Origin of the sequence: Erwinia sorbitola, from assembly GCF_009738185.1 — a bacterium.
In the GTDB taxonomy this organism is placed as follows: Bacteria; Pseudomonadota; Gammaproteobacteria; order Enterobacterales; family Enterobacteriaceae; genus Erwinia; species Erwinia sorbitola.
The window spans coordinates 3,602,628-3,618,693 of record NZ_CP046509.1 but is presented as its reverse complement, the minus strand read 5'-3'; the positions used below and the strand labels follow the sequence as shown (position 1 = coordinate 3,618,693).

At 54.6% G+C, this 16,066-nt stretch carries 11 protein-coding genes and 1 pseudogene; 10 read left to right on the top strand and 2 right to left on the bottom strand.

Translation table 11 applies throughout. The features are described 5' to 3' along the window. Window positions 1–133: 133 nt before the first annotated feature. The 4 genes from qhpR (at window position 134) to GN242_RS16415 (ending at window position 3,141) form a co-directional block, all read left to right on the top strand. Window positions 134–1,201 carry an AraC-like transcriptional regulator QhpR gene (gene qhpR, locus GN242_RS16430; protein WP_156288301.1) on the top strand — a complete coding sequence of 356 codons (1,068 nt, stop codon included), beginning with the start codon at window positions 134–136 and terminating at the stop codon, window positions 1,199–1,201. Window positions 1,202–1,451: 250 nt separating this feature from the next. Further along, window positions 1,452–2,126 (top strand): CsgG/HfaB family protein, encoded by a 675-nt coding sequence (locus GN242_RS16425; RefSeq protein ID WP_156287844.1) that lies wholly within the window; start codon window positions 1,452–1,454, stop codon window positions 2,124–2,126. 17 nt (window positions 2,127–2,143) lie between these two features. Then, window positions 2,144–2,494, top strand: a complete 351-nt coding sequence (locus GN242_RS16420) for a DUF4810 domain-containing protein (RefSeq protein WP_154752417.1) — start codon at window positions 2,144–2,146, stop codon at window positions 2,492–2,494. Continuing rightward, entirely contained in the window at window positions 2,494–3,141 is a 648-nt protein-coding gene (locus GN242_RS16415) for a DUF799 domain-containing protein (RefSeq protein WP_154752416.1), read from the top strand. The genes GN242_RS16420 and GN242_RS16415 overlap by 1 nt, the downstream gene beginning before the upstream one ends. A 55-nt stretch (window positions 3,142–3,196) precedes the next feature. Here the strand turns inward: GN242_RS16415 and sbcC are convergent, their stop codons facing one another. Together sbcC and sbcD are read right to left on the bottom strand one after the other, a co-directional pair. Continuing rightward, the gene (sbcC, locus tag GN242_RS16410) at window positions 3,197–6,556 is read right to left on the bottom strand and encodes an exonuclease subunit SbcC (RefSeq protein WP_156287843.1); all 3,360 of its coding nucleotides are present in this window, start codon (window positions 6,554–6,556) and stop codon (window positions 3,197–3,199) included. Beyond that, window positions 6,553–7,775: pseudogene (gene sbcD / locus GN242_RS16405) on the bottom strand (exonuclease subunit SbcD). The gene sbcC and the pseudogene sbcD overlap by 4 nt, the downstream one beginning before the upstream one ends. Window positions 7,776–7,989: 214 nt before the next feature. Between sbcD and phoB the strand changes: the two are divergent. The 6 genes from phoB (at window position 7,990) to proY (ending at window position 16,040) form a co-directional block, all read left to right on the top strand. Next, window positions 7,990–8,679, top strand: coding sequence for a phosphate response regulator transcription factor PhoB (gene phoB / locus GN242_RS16400; RefSeq protein WP_133846278.1), 690 nt, complete (start codon window positions 7,990–7,992; stop codon window positions 8,677–8,679). A 23-nt stretch (window positions 8,680–8,702) separates the two neighbouring features. Then, window positions 8,703–10,016, top strand: a complete 1,314-nt coding sequence (gene phoR, locus GN242_RS16395; protein WP_156287842.1) for a phosphate regulon sensor histidine kinase PhoR — start codon at window positions 8,703–8,705, stop codon at window positions 10,014–10,016. Window positions 10,017–10,035: 19 nt separating this feature from the next. Continuing rightward, the gene (locus GN242_RS16390) at window positions 10,036–10,959 is read left to right on the top strand and encodes a PstS family phosphate ABC transporter substrate-binding protein (protein WP_154752413.1); all 924 of its coding nucleotides are present in this window, start codon (window positions 10,036–10,038) and stop codon (window positions 10,957–10,959) included. A gap of 835 nt (window positions 10,960–11,794) precedes the next feature. Next, window positions 11,795–12,895, top strand: a complete 1,101-nt coding sequence (locus GN242_RS16385) for a cobalamin-independent methionine synthase II family protein (RefSeq protein WP_154752412.1) — start codon at window positions 11,795–11,797, stop codon at window positions 12,893–12,895. A 415-nt stretch (window positions 12,896–13,310) separates the two neighbouring features. Further along, window positions 13,311–14,633 carry a branched-chain amino acid transporter carrier protein BrnQ gene (gene brnQ, locus GN242_RS16380; protein ID WP_154752411.1) on the top strand — a complete coding sequence of 441 codons (1,323 nt, stop codon included), beginning with the start codon at window positions 13,311–13,313 and terminating at the stop codon, window positions 14,631–14,633. Between the two features lie 54 nt (window positions 14,634–14,687). Further along, window positions 14,688–16,040 carry a proline-specific permease ProY gene (proY, locus tag GN242_RS16375; RefSeq protein ID WP_154752410.1) on the top strand — a complete coding sequence of 451 codons (1,353 nt, stop codon included), beginning with the start codon at window positions 14,688–14,690 and terminating at the stop codon, window positions 16,038–16,040. Window positions 16,041–16,066: the final 26 nt, after the last annotated feature.

The window sequence follows — 16,066 nt, the reverse complement described above, 5'->3', positions numbered from 1 at the left end:
GGCACTCTGCGCCCCGGCGGTGCTTACCGTGCCAATAATTAAAGGGTAAATGCATGAATTTGCTGAAGGCTGGGGTTGGTACGGAACTTGCTGTAAATAAGGTATCCACCGCAGCTTAAAGGCAATAACGATGATGATGCAAAGCAACCTGGCCAGGCCGGAAATCAGCCATGTCCTTGGCAGCGCCAGCGCCTGTAACCGCGGCGTGCTGGCCGCCGCTGCCAGCGGACTCAGCGAGTTTATCAGTCACAGCGGCGGCGACGTCGATCGTATCTTTGGCGTCAGCGGTATCAATCCGGAGCTGCTGGCGCAGCCCACCCTCAGCCTCGGCTTAATTAACTACTGCCGTGTGATGGAAGAGGCCGCTCGTCATTCAGGTTGTGATAACTTCGGTTTGCATTACGGCAGGCAGTTCAAACCGCAGTCATTAGGTCTGATTGGCTATATCGGTCTGTGCAGCGCCACGCTGGAGCAGGCACTGCATAATGTCGTCAGCGCCTTTCCATGGCATCAGCACGATACGCTGACACGGCTGGTGGATAAGGGCGACTGCTGGCGGCTGGACTATCAGGTGCGCCACGGTGCCATCCTCTGCCGCCGTCAGGATGCAGAGCTGACGCTGGGGATGTTCCTTAATCTGATCCGCCACGTGGCCGGAAAAAACTGGGCACCGCGTGAAGTCCATTTTGAACATCCCCGTCCAGGACAGTGGCACGAGCACTGTAAAGTCTTTGATGCTCCGGTCTATTTTGATCAGCCGTTTAACTCTTTACTGATCCCAAAACGCGATCTGCTGCGCGCCATGCCGGACAGCGATCCGCTGCTGCTGGGGGTGATGCAGGATGCCATTCGCCGCCTGAACAGCACGACACCGCAGCAGAACATTGTCGATCAGGCGCGGGCACAGGTTCATCAGGTGATCCTCCAGGGGGAGCCGGTACTGGAGGATGTGGCGGAAAAAATGGGCTTGTCCAGCTGGTCATTACAGCGGCGTCTGCGTGAAGAAGGGTTAAGCTTTACCACGCTGGTAGATACCGTTCGCTGTGAAATGGCGAAACACTATTTACAGCAGCGTCAGCTGCCGATCTCCGAAATGGCTTTGCTGCTCGGTTACTCAGAGGTGAGCGCATTCTCCCGTGCTTTCCGTCGCTGGTTCGGCATCAGCCCGCGTCAGTGGCGGCAGCATGAGCTGGCGGGTTAAGCCCTGCAAAGCGTCCTGCCGGTATATGGGAAATTTATTATTTGCGTTAAGTTAAGATAATACTTAGTTTATACCCGTGATAAATTAAAATAATTTAATCTTTCAGTTTATTTTTACAAATTCCCTGTGGTAATCTTTCGTGCCAAAGGCGTCCTGCCTTTATTTATAATAACCTTCGCTGATTATATTCTGAGTATTCATTCAGAATCAGGGTTGTTATTTGCGTTATGACTTCATTCAGGGATATGAAATGAAATCCAAAAGCATTATTGCCTTATCAATATTAAGCGCAGCGATGGTTACGGGCTGTGCGACTGAATCTTCCCGCTCAATAGAAGCTCCTCAGGTTACGGCGGCATCTCAGCCACAATATCACGGGGCAAAAAGCCCGATTGCTGTTGGCAAATTCGATAACCGCTCCGCGTATATGAACGGCGTGTTCTCTGACGGTGTCGATCGCCTGGGCAACCAGTCGAAAACAATTCTGATTACTCATTTGCAGCAGACCGGTCGTTTTAATGTTCTTGACCGTGCAAATCTGGATGAGATCAAAGCTGAATCGCAGTACAAGGGCACTCAGCAGACCATCAAAGGGGCTAACTACGTTATCACCGGTGATATTACTGAGTTTGGCCGCAAAGAAGTAGGCGACCAGCAGCTGTGGGGTATTCTCGGTCGCGGTAAGTCTCAGGTGGCCTACGCCAAAGTGAATCTTAATGTCGTGGATGTTGCTACCTCTGAGGTGGTTTATTCCGTTCAGGGCGCCGGAGAATATAGTCTGTCAAACCGTGAAGTGATTGGTTTTGGCGGTACTGCCAGCTATGACTCGACGTTAAATGGCAAGGTGATGGATTTAGCGGTACGCGAAGCGGTTAATCATCTGGTGAATGGAATCGAATCTGGCGCATGGCGTCCGGTAAAATAGTTTTCAGGGAATAAATAATGAAAGTGATGAATATTGCTGGCGTGGCTATTGCTGCGCTGCTGATAACCTCCTGCGCCAAAAATAAAGAGCCGATGTATTATTGGGGAGACTATCAGTCTTCGCTCTACAGCTATTATCAGCATGATAAATCTCCTGAGCAACAGATTGAATCGCTGAATGCGATCGTTGAGCAGGCGAAAGCGAAAAACAAACCCGTACCTCCAGGCCTGCATGCTCAGATTGGCTTGTTATATGTGGATACCGGTCGTCCTGACCTGGCTTTTCAGCAGTTTAATAGTGAAAAAGCACAGTTCCCGGAATCAGCGGCCTATATGGATTTCCTGATGCGTAATAAGGAGAAAAAATAATGAAATTATCTGCCCTTATTGCCGTAGCATCGGTATTGATACTGAGCGGTTGTGCGAAACAGCAACCGTATGATTACAGCGCCTTCCGTGCCAGTAAACCGGCCTCGATTGTTGTACTGCCCGCCAAAAACAGCAGCCCGGATATTAATGCTGCCCATAGCCTGGTGTCGACGATCGCTGCGCCGCTGGCCGAGTCTGGTTATTACGTCTTCCCGGTGGCGGTAGTGGATAAAACGTTTGAACAGAACGGCCTTTCCAGTGCTGCTGACGCTCAGGGGGTTAGCACTGCCAGACTGCGTGAGATTTTCAACGCTGATGCGGCGCTGTATATCGATGTTGAAACCTATGGCACCAAATATATGGTACTGGACAGCGTGACCGAGGTGAGCGCCACGGCGCGCCTGGTGGATCTGCGCAGTGGAAAACAGATCTGGTCCGGCAAGGGCTATGCCTCTGACGCTCAGGACAGTAACAACAATGGCCTGGTGGGGATGTTGATTACCGCAGCGGTGAAGCAGATTTCCAACAATATCACCGATAAAAGCCACGACATTGCCGCTATTGCCGGAGCATCGATGCTCACCGCCGATGGCCGTAACGGCAGCATTCTGCCGGGGCCGCGTGCGAAGGTAAACAGCGCACACTAAGAGAAAGCGCTGGAGATATAGCGGGGCGATCGGCGACGATCGCCCCTTTTTTTATTTAAGGCGTCGGCGTTTCCAGCCTGCTGTAACCCAGCCCGTTAATCTTTTTCACCTTAATCTGCACCGGAATCCGCTCCTTCATCGCCTCAACGTGGCTGATCACCCCAATGGTTTTACCACTGGCGTTTAGCGTATCCAGGGCGTCGAGAGCGCTGTCGAGCGTCTCCGCATCCAGCGTGCCAAAACCTTCATCCAGGAACAGCGACTCAATACGGGTTTTGTGGCTCACCAGATCGGAAAGCGCCAGTGCCAGTGCGAGGCTGACAAGGAAGCTTTCACCGCCTGACAGTGTACGCGTATCGCGCTGCGCGTCGGCCTGCCAGGTATCGACCACCTGCAGCTCTAACGCTTCCTGTGATTTACGCTGCAACAGATAGCGGCCATGCAGACGGTTAAGCTGATTATTTGCCAGCCACACCAGGTGATCCAGCGTAAGTCCCTGGGCAAAGCGGCGGAATTTATCCCCCTCTTTGGAACCGATTAGCTGGTTGAGGTAGCTCCAGTCTTCCAGCTGCTGTTCGTTGGCGGCGATTTCGAGCAGCAGCGACTGCTGGCGGCTACGGCGCTCACTGTCATCCCGAAGCTGCTGGCGTAGTTGCCCCTGCTGGCTGGCCAGTTCGCGCAGTTGATGGTTGAGCGTAGTGAGATGAGTTTCCAGCAGCGCCCGCTGTGCAGATAAGTCATCAATATGGCCCGCTATGCTCACTGCTTCATCTAACTGTGACTGTAGATTAATCAACTGCTCATTTAGTGATTTATGCTGTCCGGTCAGGGTATTTATCCTGTCCTGCTGCTGCTGCCACTCGGTTTGTATCCGGCGAACGGCCTGTATGTGCTGCTCTGTTTCCGTACGCAGCTGCTGCTGCACCGTTGCCACCACGCGGTCGCCAAACAGATCCTGACGCTGCTGGCGGCACTGCTCCACTGTTTTCTGCTGCCGTTGCAGGCGCTGCTCCAGTGCGCTGAGTCGTTCCTGCTGTTGCTGAAGCTCTTCATCCAGCGCCTGCTGACGGCTGCTGAGAGTAGCCAGCTCCGGCACCAGCGCGCTAAGAGCCTCACTGTTAGTGCGCCACTGCTGCCACTGCGTTTCGCGCTGCTGTAACCAGCCCTGATAATCGCCATCCTGCGGCAGCGTCAGCCCCAGAGGGGCAACACCTTCCGCCAGTTTGTTGCGTAGCTGTTCTGCGCGTTGCTCATCCTGTGCAAGTTGCTGCTGCTGCTCATTCAGGGCCTGTACGGCGGCAGCCATCTGCTGCTGGTGCAGCTGAGTCTGCTGTTGCAGGGTTTGCCATGCCTGCTGCTGCTGATACAGCGCTTCCTTCTGCTGCTGGCAGTGACGCAGCGCCTGCTCCAGCTGATGCAGCTGCTGTTGCAGCGTGGTTTCCTGCTCTTCCTGCTGCGTCAGCCAGTCGCTGACCTGCTGGTGCTGTTCCGGGCTGAACGTCAGGGCCAGCACGGCGGCGGCGGCCTGCCACTGCTGTTCCAGCTGTTGCGCCTGCCGGGTGAGCTCCGCCTCTTCCTGCTGCTGACGTTCGTCCTGCTGCTGCGCCTGTTTCTCCAGCGCAGCGCAGGTGCTGCCCTCATCTTTAAGCTGTTCTACTTCGCGTTTTAACGCCGCCAGCCGCTGCTGATTTTCCGACAGTTCAAGAGCCTGATACTGCTGCACGGCGGGATGTATTTCTGAACCACACAGGGGGCAGGGCTGGCCTGGCTCCAGCTGCGCCCGGTGCTGCTCCAGATCGGCAATGCGTCGTTCCAGCTCGCAGCGCTTATCGAGATCCTGCTGATGCTGATATTTCTCTTTCCAGCTGGCTCGCAGGGTAAGTAACCGCTCACTGTTTTGCTGGATTTGCTGCCTCAGCGTCTGGCGCTCCTGCTGCAAGCGCGTGCGGCGTGTTGCCAGCTGCTGCCACTGCGGAAGCAGGGTAGCCAGCAAAAGACGCTGTGGACGCTGGCGCGCATATTGTTCCAGAGCAGCACGGAGTTTCTCTTCAGGATGCTGTTGCTGAAGCGGTGCCAGCCGCTGCTGTGCCAAATCGAGGCTGTTCTGGGCTGCTGTGAGCTGTTGTTGCAGCGGTGCCTGCTGCTGCTGAAGCCGCTGGCTGGCCTCTTCAAATTGCTGTACCTGCTGCTGCTGGGCCTTTACCCGCAGGCGAAGTGAAGTCAGTGATTGCTCACTCTCCTGCTGCTGGCTAAAGCGTTCGCGCCACAGCGGCAGATACTCACCGTAGTGTTCAAACTGTGGATGTGCCTCACGCCAGGCGTTCAGCTGCTGCTGTTGGGCCTGTTTATCCTGCTGAATCTGCTGGTTTTTTACTCTTTCCTGCTGGCGTGTTTGAAGCGCTAGTTGGTGTTCACTTCGCTCACGCTCCAGCTGTTGCGCCTGTTCATGCAGGGAGGACAGCTGCAAATCGAGCGGCAATACCTGTTCGGTAATCAGCGTTTCCTGCTGCAAGCGCAGCGCCTGATGCTGCTCCTGCGCCTGCAATACCTGCTGCTGCTGCTGTGTAGCCGCCGTCAGCGCCTGCTGCTCCTGCTGCAACTGCTCTTCCAGCTGCTTTGTCGTGGCGATCAGCTGCTGTTTTTCCCGATGAAGGCGCTCAAGCTGTTGCAGCTGCTGCATTTTTTGCTGCTGCATCTGCTGTTGCGAAGTGAGCGCCTGCTCCTCCGCTACGCTCTCTGCCAGCTGGCTGTTCAGGATTGTATGCTGTTCTGCGGTGAGTAACTCCATCCCGCTGGACTGGGCGCGCAGGGTATCCAGCGCCACCTTTGCCTGCTTATGGCGGTCAAACACCGCCGCCGACAGCCGACCATAAATTTCGGTACCGGTCAGCTCTTCCAGCAGCTCCGCACGTTTATTAGCATCGGCATTCAGGAAGGCGGCGAACTGACCCTGTGACAGCATCATTGATTTGGTGAAGCGTTCGAAGTCCAGCCCGGTCAGGCTGGCGATCATCTCCAGCTTATCTTTTACTTTATCAGCAACGATTTGGTTATCCTGGCAGCGCGCCAGCTCAACGCGTGGAGCCTGTAAATTACCATCAGCAGCCCCGCGAGCACGATTCTGGCTCCAGAAGGCGCGCCAGGCGACACCCTTTACCTCAAACTCCACTTCCGCCAGACACTCGGCGGTGTCACGCGTCATCAGATCATTCTGCGACTGGGTGATACCCTTCAGGCGCGGCGTTTCGTGATACAGCGCCAGACAGATGGCATCCAGCAGGGTGGTTTTACCCGCTCCGGTGGGGCCGGTTATCGCGAACAGGCCGTTGCTGGCAAAGGGTTCCGCCGTGAAGTCGATTTTCCATTCGCCCTTCAGGGAGTTGAGATTCTTAAAGCGCAGGGTCAAAATTTTCATGATGGCTCCTCCTCATGACGAACCGCTTCCAGCGTACGGGCAAACAGCGCTCTGGCCCGCTCCAGCCGTTCAGGCTCTTCCTCTTCCAGCGCCAGACGGCGGGAAAATACCTCTTCAACGCTTAACTCACTCAGGGTTTCATTGTTCTGCCGGGCAATCACCTGCTCGCGCTGTTCGCGACTGCGGCGTAGTAGCACAACTTCCACCGGCAGGGCTTCGGTCAGCTCCTGAATGCGGCGCTGTAGTTCACTGAGGTAAGCATCGGTAACGATTTCAATATCCAGCCAGATGGTTGCATCCTGCGGACCGGCGGTGATTGCTGCCAGCTGCTGTTCGATCTGCTCCAGTGAACCTTTAATCATCTGCATTGGCTGAAACAGCGGGATCGGCAGCGCGTCAACGGCACTCAGGCTGCCGTTACAGAAATCCACCTGAAATACACTTTTGGCTTTACCCAGCTCGTCAAAACTGAGCGGAATAGGGGAGCCGCTGTAGCGAATATGTTCGCTGTTGGCGATACGCTGGGCACGATGAATATGCCCCAGGGCAATATAGTCAGCGGGTGGAAAGCAGTCGGCCGGGAAGGCATCAAGGGTACCAATATAGATATCGCGCACCGCATCGCTTTTGGTGACGCCCATCGTAGTGAGGTGCCCGGTGGCGATAATTGGCAGCGCCAGGCCAAGAGCATCGCGCCGGTCAAAGCTTCCTGCCAGCAGCGCTGATAGTGTTCAGTGATGGCCTCCAGCAGGCTCTGCTGCTTCTCGCGCCCGGACTGACCGCTCTGACTGCGTAAAATATCGCGCGGGCGTAAAAACGGAATAGCACACAGCAACGCACCGGGCTGGCCGTCGCGGCGGTTCAGTACCAGCACCTGCTGGCTCACATCATCGCCAGCGGCGGCAATCACCCGGGTATTCAGGCAGGCCAGCAGTTCGCGTGATTCATTCAGCATTGCCACCGAGTCGTGATTTCCCCCCAGCACCACCAGCTGACAGCCAGTCTGCTGTAGCCTGACCACAAAGCGGTTATACAGCTCACGCGCATAGCTCGGCGGAGAACCAGTATCAAAGATGTCGCCCGCAACAATAATGGCGTCAGCCTGCTGCGCTTCTGCCTTCTCCAGCAGCCAGTCAAGAAATGCCTGGTGTTCGGCCGCACGGCTTTTGGTATAAAAAAACTGACCCAGGTGCCAGTCGGCAGTATGAATGATGCGCATGGGGATCCTTTCATGGCAGAAAGCGAGGGGAGTATTATACCTGTCCTGCATCCCGAATTATTCAGAGCCGATAAACATATTGATGAGGCGGGGATTTTATTTAATTCCATCAATGCTTTTAGGGGGGTGCTTTTTTCATAAAAGTGTCATAAAACTGACGCATAATGGCGCCGCATATCCCCGTGACAAATCTGTCACAACAGCAGGAGCAATAATGGCCAAGCGAATTCTGGTGGTGGAAGATGAAGCCCCAATCCGTGAGATGTTGTGTTTCGTTCTGGAACAAAATGACTATCAACCGATCGAAGCCGAGGACTATGACAGCGCAGTAAGTATGCTTATTGAGCCGTGGCCGGACCTAATCCTGCTGGACTGGATGCTACCGGGCGGTTCCGGCATTCAGTTTATCAAACACCTGAAGCGCGAAGCCATGACCCGCGATATTCCGGTGATGATGCTGACCGCACGCGGCGAGGAAGAGGATCGCGTCCGGGGCCTTGAAGTGGGTGCAGACGACTATATTACCAAACCTTTTTCGCCAAAAGAGCTGGTAGCACGTATTAAAGCCGTGATGCGCCGTATCTCACCGATGGCCGTAGAAGAGGTGATAGAGATGCAGGGGCTGAGTCTGGATCCCTCATCGCACCGCGTGATGTCTGACACCCAGCCTCTGGAAATGGGGCCGACAGAATATAAATTGCTGCACTTCTTTATGACGCACCCGGAACGCGTATATAGTCGTGAACAGTTGCTAAATCATGTCTGGGGCACGAATGTCTACGTCGAAGATCGTACCGTTGATGTCCATATTCGTCGCCTGCGTAAAGCGCTGGAACTGACCGGACACGATCGTATGGTGCAGACGGTTCGCGGAACAGGTTATCGTTTCTCTGCACGCTATTGATTGTTCGCGCTGGAGTCTGAACCGTGTTGGAACGCCTCTCCTGGAAGAGATTACTGTTTGAGCTGCTGCTTGCCGGTCTGCCCGCATTAGTGCTTGGGCTGCTGGTGGGCGGGCTGCCCTGGCTGCTGTTAGTCTCAGTGCTGTGCGTGCTGGGTTTTCATTTCAACAACTTACTTCGACTCTCTCACTGGCTGTGGGTTGACCGCAGCATGACTCCACCCAGCGGCCGTGGCAGCTGGGAACCGCTGTTTTACGGCCTGTATCAAATGCAGGCGCGTAACCGCCGCCGCCGCCGTGAACTTGGCCATCTGATTAAACGTTTTCGCAGCGGGGCGGAGTCCCTGCCTGATGCCGTGGTGCTGACTACCGAAGAGGGTACGATTTTCTGGTGTAACGGCCTTGCACAGCAGATGCTGGGCCTGCGCTGGCCGGAAGATAACGGTCAGAACATCCTTAACCTGCTGCGCTATCCGGAGTTTACCCGCTATCTGCGGCAGCGTGATTTCTCACGCCCGCTGACGCTGGTACTCAACAGTCATCGTCATCTTGAGTTCCGCGTGATGCCTTACAGCGAAGGGCAGTGGCTGCTGGTGGCACGAGATGTTACTCAGATGCATCAGCTGGAAGGGGCGCGGCGTAACTTCTTTGCCAATGTCAGTCATGAGCTGCGTACGCCGTTAACCGTATTGCAGGGTTATCTGGAGATGATGAACGACTCCGTTCTGGAGGGGAGCCTGCGCGATAAAGCGCTGCATACTATGCAGGAGCAAACCAAACGTATGGACAGCCTGGTGAAGCAGCTGCTGACCCTGTCACGTATTGAAGCTGCCCCGGCGCTGGATTTGCAGGAAAAAGTGGACGTGCCGATGATGCTGCGCGTATTGCAGCGCGAGGCGGAAACGCTGAGTAACGGCCGGCATGACATCTATTTTCATACCGATCCGCATCTGCGCGTGTATGGCAACGACGAACAGCTGCGCAGTGCAATCTCGAATCTGGTGTATAACGCTGTTAACCATACGCCGGACGGTACGCGCATCGACGTAAGCTGGCTGCGTAATCCGCAGGGAGCGCAGTTCAAAGTCAGGGACAACGGGCCGGGGATCGCGCCGGAACATCTGCCTCGTCTCACCGAGCGATTTTATCGCGTCGACAAAGCACGTTCACGGCAAACCGGCGGCAGCGGCCTGGGGCTGGCTATCGTGAAGCATGCCCTCAGCCACCACAATACGCGCCTGGATATCAGCAGCGTCCCCGGGCGTGAAACCTGTTTCAGCTTTCAATTACCACCAAGGTTGATTGTCAGTGCCGAACTGGCCGAGAATGCCCTGCGTTAAGTCTCACGGAACCCATGCAATGAAAATGTTAATCGCGCTGGCGCTGTTGCTGGTAAGTTCGCAGGCGCTGGCGAAAGAGGGAATGCTGGCGGGCAATCTGACCAGCGTCGGCTCTGATACGCTGGGTAACCTGATGGCCCTGTGGGGTGAGAGCTTTAACCGTCAGTACCCCGGAGTCAATGTGCAGATTCAGGCGGCCGGATCGTCAACTGCACCTACGGCGCTGGCGGCAGGTGCTGCGCAGCTCGGTGCCATGAGCCGCCCGATGCAGGCTGTAGAGCGCCAGCTGTTTGAGGACAGCTACGGCTATCAGCCGCTGGCGGTTCCGGTGGCGATGGATGCGCTGGTGGTGGTGGTCAATCAGGACAACCCGTTGAACGGGCTGAATGCCCAACAGCTGGATGCTATTTTTTCCGTGACCCGCCGCTGCGGCGGGCTGTCGGTACCGAAAACCTGGGGGGATTTAGAGCTGACCCAGCCAGAATGGGCGACGCGTGGACTGCAACGTTTTGGGCGTAATTCCGCATCCGGCACCTGGGGGTTCTTTAAACAGCAGGCGCTGTGTAACGGTGATTTCCGCAATGACGTGGGCGAATATCCCGGTTCTGCCGCCGTTGTGCAGGCGGTGGCGGGTACGTTAAACGGTATTGGTTATGCCAGCGCCGGATTTCATATCAGCGGTGTTAAGATCGTGCCGGTAGCGCGCAATGGCAATGAGTGGATTGCGCCGAGCGCTGAGAATATCCGCAGCGGCCGCTACCCTTACGCCCGCCCTCTCTATATCTATGTGAATAAAGCGCCGGATAAACCGCTGGAACCGCTGACGGCTGCTTTTTTACGTCTGGCGCTGTCAACGCAGGGCCAGGCTCTGGTCAGTCAGGCAGGGTATTTGCCATTGTCGGAACAGCAGATGCAGCGCGCCCGCGCTATGCTGGCTGAATAATGCCTGGGCGAGGCGTGCCTCGCCCCTGCGAAGGCATAGCTGCGTATTGCCGGGTTCGTGCGTACTTCCACTTCACGAATGTAAACCGTACTCGCTGTGGGCGAGGCGTGCCTCGCCCCTACGGAGGCATAGCTGCGTATTGCCGGGTTTGTGCGTGCTTTCGCTTCATGAATGTAAAACCGTACTCGCTGTGGGCGAGGCGTGCCTCGCTCCTGCGGAGGCATAGCTGCGTATTGCCGGGTTTGTGCGTGCTTCCACTTCACGAATGTAAAACCGTACTCGCTGTGGGCGAGGCGTGCCTCGCCCCTACGAAGGCATAGCTGCGTATTGCCGGGTTTGTGCGTGCTTCCACTTCGCGAATGTAAACCGTACTCGCTGTGTGCGAGGCGTGCCTCGCTCCTGCGGAGGCATAGCTGCGTATTGCCGGGTTTGTGCGTGCTTCCACTTCACGAATGTAAACCGTACTCGCCGTGGACGAGGCGTGCCTCGCCCCTGCGGAGGCATAGCTGCGTATTGCCGGGTTTGTGCGTGCTTTCGCTTCATGAATGTAAAACCGTACTCGCTGTGGGCGAGGCATAGCTGCGTATTGCCGGGTTCGTGCGTACTTCCACTTCACGAATGTAAACCGTACTCGTAGGGGTCAGGCATGCCTGACCCGCTCCTGCCACAACATGAATATTTTTCAACTCACATGAAATTTACTCGTTTGCCGCGGATGACTTCTCATGACACTCTTAAGTAACAGACATATAGACGTCCAGAAGTCTACATATAACTTGATGTAATTATTACGTCACTAAATTATGTGCCGAGTGCAGGCCAGGAGCTATTTATTATGACAACATTCACCCCATACCGCGCCGAAGTGGTTGGCAGCTATCTGCGCCCGGCGGAAATTAAACAGGCCCGTAAGCAGTTTGAAGCGGGAGAAATTGATGCCGCCGCACTGCGCGCAGTCGAGGATGAGGCGATCCGCAAAGTGGTTGCCCGTCAGCGCGAAAATGGCTTGCAGGTAGTGACCGATGGTGAATTCCGCCGCGCCTGGTGGCATTTCGATTTCTTTGATGGCCTGGACGGCGTAGAGCGTTATGAGGCCGAGCAGGGCATTCAGTTTAACGGCGTTCAGACCAAGGCTCGCGGTGTGAAGGTGACCGGTAAGCTGGGCTTCAGCAACCACCCAATGCTGGAAGATTTCCGTTTTTTGCAAAGTATCAGCGGTGATGCCGTCGCTAAAATGACTATCCCCAGCCCAAGCGTGCTGCATTTTCGCGGCGGGCGTAAAGTGATCGATGCGGATGTCTATCCGGATCTTAATGTCTATTTTGACGATCTGGCGCAGACCTATCGCGATGCAATTAAAGCTTTCTATGATGCTGGCTGCCGTTATCTGCAACTGGATGATACCGTCTGGGCCTATCTCTGCTCTGACGATCAAAAACAGCAGATCCGCGATCGCGGTGACAACCCGGAAGAGCTGGCGCGTACCTATGCCCGCGTGTTGAATAAAGCTATCGAAGGGAAGCCGGACGATCTGGTGATTGGCCTGCATGTGTGTCGTGGTAACTTCCGCTCCACCTGGATCTCGGAAGGTGGCTATGAGCCGGTGGCCGAAATTCTGTTTGGCGGTGTCAATATCGATGCTTTCTTCCTTGAGTACGATAACGAGCGTTCCGGCGGCTTTGAGCCACTGCGCTTTATCAAACCAGGAAAACAGCAGGTCGTGCTGGGTCTGATCACGACCAAAAATGGTGAGCTTGAAGCGGCAGAAACCGTAGAGAAACGCCTGCGTGAAGCATCGCAGTTTGTCAGTCTCAATCAGATCTGTCTCAGCCCGCAGTGCGGCTTTGCCTCAACTGAAGAGGGTAATAGCCTGACGGAAGAGCAGCAGTGGGCCAAGGTGCGTCTGGTCGTGGATGTTGCCAGCCGGGTCTGGTAATCGCTGCATCAGTTTGTGTACAGGGCGCGGATTTCCGCGCCTTTTGTGCATCTCACCCGGATTTAATGCGGAAATTAACCCTGGGTCGGATAAAAAAGATACAAATCATCTAATGCATTCGTAGCCAGATCTAAAGATATGCACTGGTTAAGTGGTTTTTTACGCTATATCATCCTGCTTTTCCAATCCTGTATTGCCTTTCTCCCCTATAAACGTTCTACTTACCCCCGTTTTTTCGTCATCCCCCTGTATACAGAAAATAACCAGCTCACTTTCACTGTTGATATAGCCAAAACAAGTGCATTCCACTGTATTGAATTTATGTGACAATGTTTTTAGAGCGAGCAGAGGGATAGATTTCAGTAACAACCTGACATCACGACCTTTTACAACATCACGGGCAACACGATTTCTTATGACACATCGTTTAACTTCCAAAGATATTCTGGCGCTGGGCTTTATGACTTTTGCCCTGTTTGTCGGTGCCGGAAACATCATTTTCCCACCAATGGTGGGGATCCAGTCTGGTGAACACGTCTGGATTGCCGCTCTCGGCTTTCTGATCACCGCAGTGGGACTGCCGGTGATTACCGTTATTGCGCTGGCACGCGTCGGCGGCGGTATTGACGCCCTTAGTTCGCCAATAGGTAAAGCGGCTGGCGTGGTGCTGGCGACCGTCTGTTATCTGGCCGTTGGCCCGCTGTTTGCTACGCCACGTACCGCGACGGTATCGTTTGAAGTGGGGATTGCCCCGCTGACGGGCGACGGCACGCTGCCGCTGATGCTCTACAGCATGGTTTACTTTGCTCTGGTGATAGGCGTCTCCCTCTATCCGGGCAAACTGCTGGATACCGTAGGCCATGTGCTGGCACCGCTGAAAATTTTTGCCCTGACTATTCTGGGTCTGGCCGCGCTGCTGTGGCCGGCGGGTGGCCTCGCGCCTGCAACCGTTGATTATCAACGTGCGGCATTCTCCAGCGGCTTTGTGAACGGTTATCTGACCATGGATACCCTCGGGGCGCTGGTGTTTGGCATTGTTATTGTCAACGCAGCACGCTCGCGCGGCATCAGTGAAGCGAAATTATTAACCCGTTACACCGTGATTGCGGGTCTGATTGCTGGTGTGGGCCTGACGCTGGTTTATCTGGCACTGTTTAAGCTCGGTTCTGACAGCGCTTCTATCGTTGACCAGAATGCTAACGGTGCCGCTATTCTGCATGCTTATGTGCAGCACACCTTCGGAAATATGGGCAGCTTCTTCCTGGCCGCACTGATTTTCGTTGCCTGTATGGTGACGGCTGTTGGTCTGACCTGCGCCTGTGCAGAGTTCTTTGAGCACTACCTGCCTCTTAGCTATCGTCAGTTAGTGTTTATTCTTGGCCTGTTCTCGATGGTGGTTTCAAACCTGGGTCTGAGTCATCTTATCCAGATTTCAATTCCAGTATTAACTGCGATTTACCCACCTTGTATTGTGCTGGTACTGTTAAGTTTTACCTTAAAGTGGTGGAATAAAAGCACGAGAATCATCGCGCCAGTTATGCTGATTAGTCTGCTTTTCGGTATTGTCGATGCAATAAAAAGCACAAACTTTAAGGCAATACTGCCAGCATTTACCCAAAGTCTGCCTTTAGCCGATCAGGGATTGGCATGGTTGCCGCCTTCACTGGTGATGCTGGTATTGGTGGCTTTGTACGATCGCGTTTCAGGCCGCCAGTCGGTTACTGCGCATCAGCAATAGCGTTGTAAAACTTTCCCTTGCCTCCTTGCCGGTAAGGGGCCGACAGGTGTAATTATGACAAGTTCAACACTCAAAAAAGGTCTGAGCACTCGCCATATTCGGTTTATGGCTCTCGGTTCAGCTATTGGTACCGGGCTGTTTTATGGCTCGGCTGATGCCATCAGAATGGCCGGTCCTGGCGTCCTGATTGCCTACCTGGTAGGAGGGGCTGCTGCATATATTATTATGCGCGCCCTTGGCGAAATGTCCGTTAATAACCCTCAGGCCAGTTCATTTTCACGCTATGCGCGTGATTATCTTGGCCCGCTCTCAGGTTATATCACCGGTTGGACCTACTGCTTTGAAATCCTGATAGTTGCCATTGCGGATGTTACCGCCTTTGGTATCTATATGGGCGTGTGGTTCCCGGATGTGCAGCACTGGATTTGGGTTTTAAGCGTGGTGTTGATTATCGGCGCACTTAATCTTGCTACGGTTAAGGTGTTCGGTGAAGTGGAATTCTGGCTGTCGTTGTTTAAAGTCGCCACCATTATCCTGATGATTGTCGCCGGTTTTGGCATTATTCTCTGGGGCATCGGTAACGGCGGCCAGGCAACGGGGATCAGCAATCTGTGGACCAACGGCGGGTTTATGCCGAACGGCTGGATTGGCGTGGTGCTGTCGCTCCAGGTGGTGATGTTTGCTTTCGGTGGTATCGAAATTATCGGTATCACAGCGGGCGAAGCGAAAGATCCTCAGGTGTCGATTCCACGTGCGATCAATACCGTGCCGCTGCGTATTCTGGTGTTCTATGTGGGTACGCTGTTCGTCATTATGTCTATCTATCCGTGGAACCAGGTGGGCACTAACGGCAGTCCGTTTGTTCTGACGTTCCAGCATATGGGAATTGCTGCGGCCGCAACGATCCTTAACTTCGTGGTGATTACCGCTTCGCTGTCAGCAATCAACAGTGACGTATTCGGCGTTGGCCGCATGCTGCATGGCATGGCAGAGCAGGGGCATGCACCTAAAGTGTTTGCTTCGGTATCGCGCAGAGGTGTGCCGTGGGTGACGGTGTTGGCGATGATGCTGGCAATGCTGGTGGCGGTTTATCTTAATTATCTGATGCCACAGAAAGTATTCCTGGTGATCGCTTCACTGGCAACGTTCGCCACCGTATGGGTGTGGATTATGATCCTTCTTTCGCAAATTGCTTTCCGTCGTACACTGACGCCTGAGCAGCAGAAAGAGCTAAAGTTTGCGCTGCCGGGCGGTAACGTTACCGCCGTTATCGGTATCCTGTTCCTGGCGTTTGTCATCGGCCTGATTGGTTATTTCCCGGATACCCGTATTTCGCTGTATGTCGGTATGGGCTGGATCCTGCTGCTGCTGATTAGCTGGCAGTGGGTAAAGCGCAACAATCGCTAGCGCGAAAATAAGAGAAAAGGCCACCG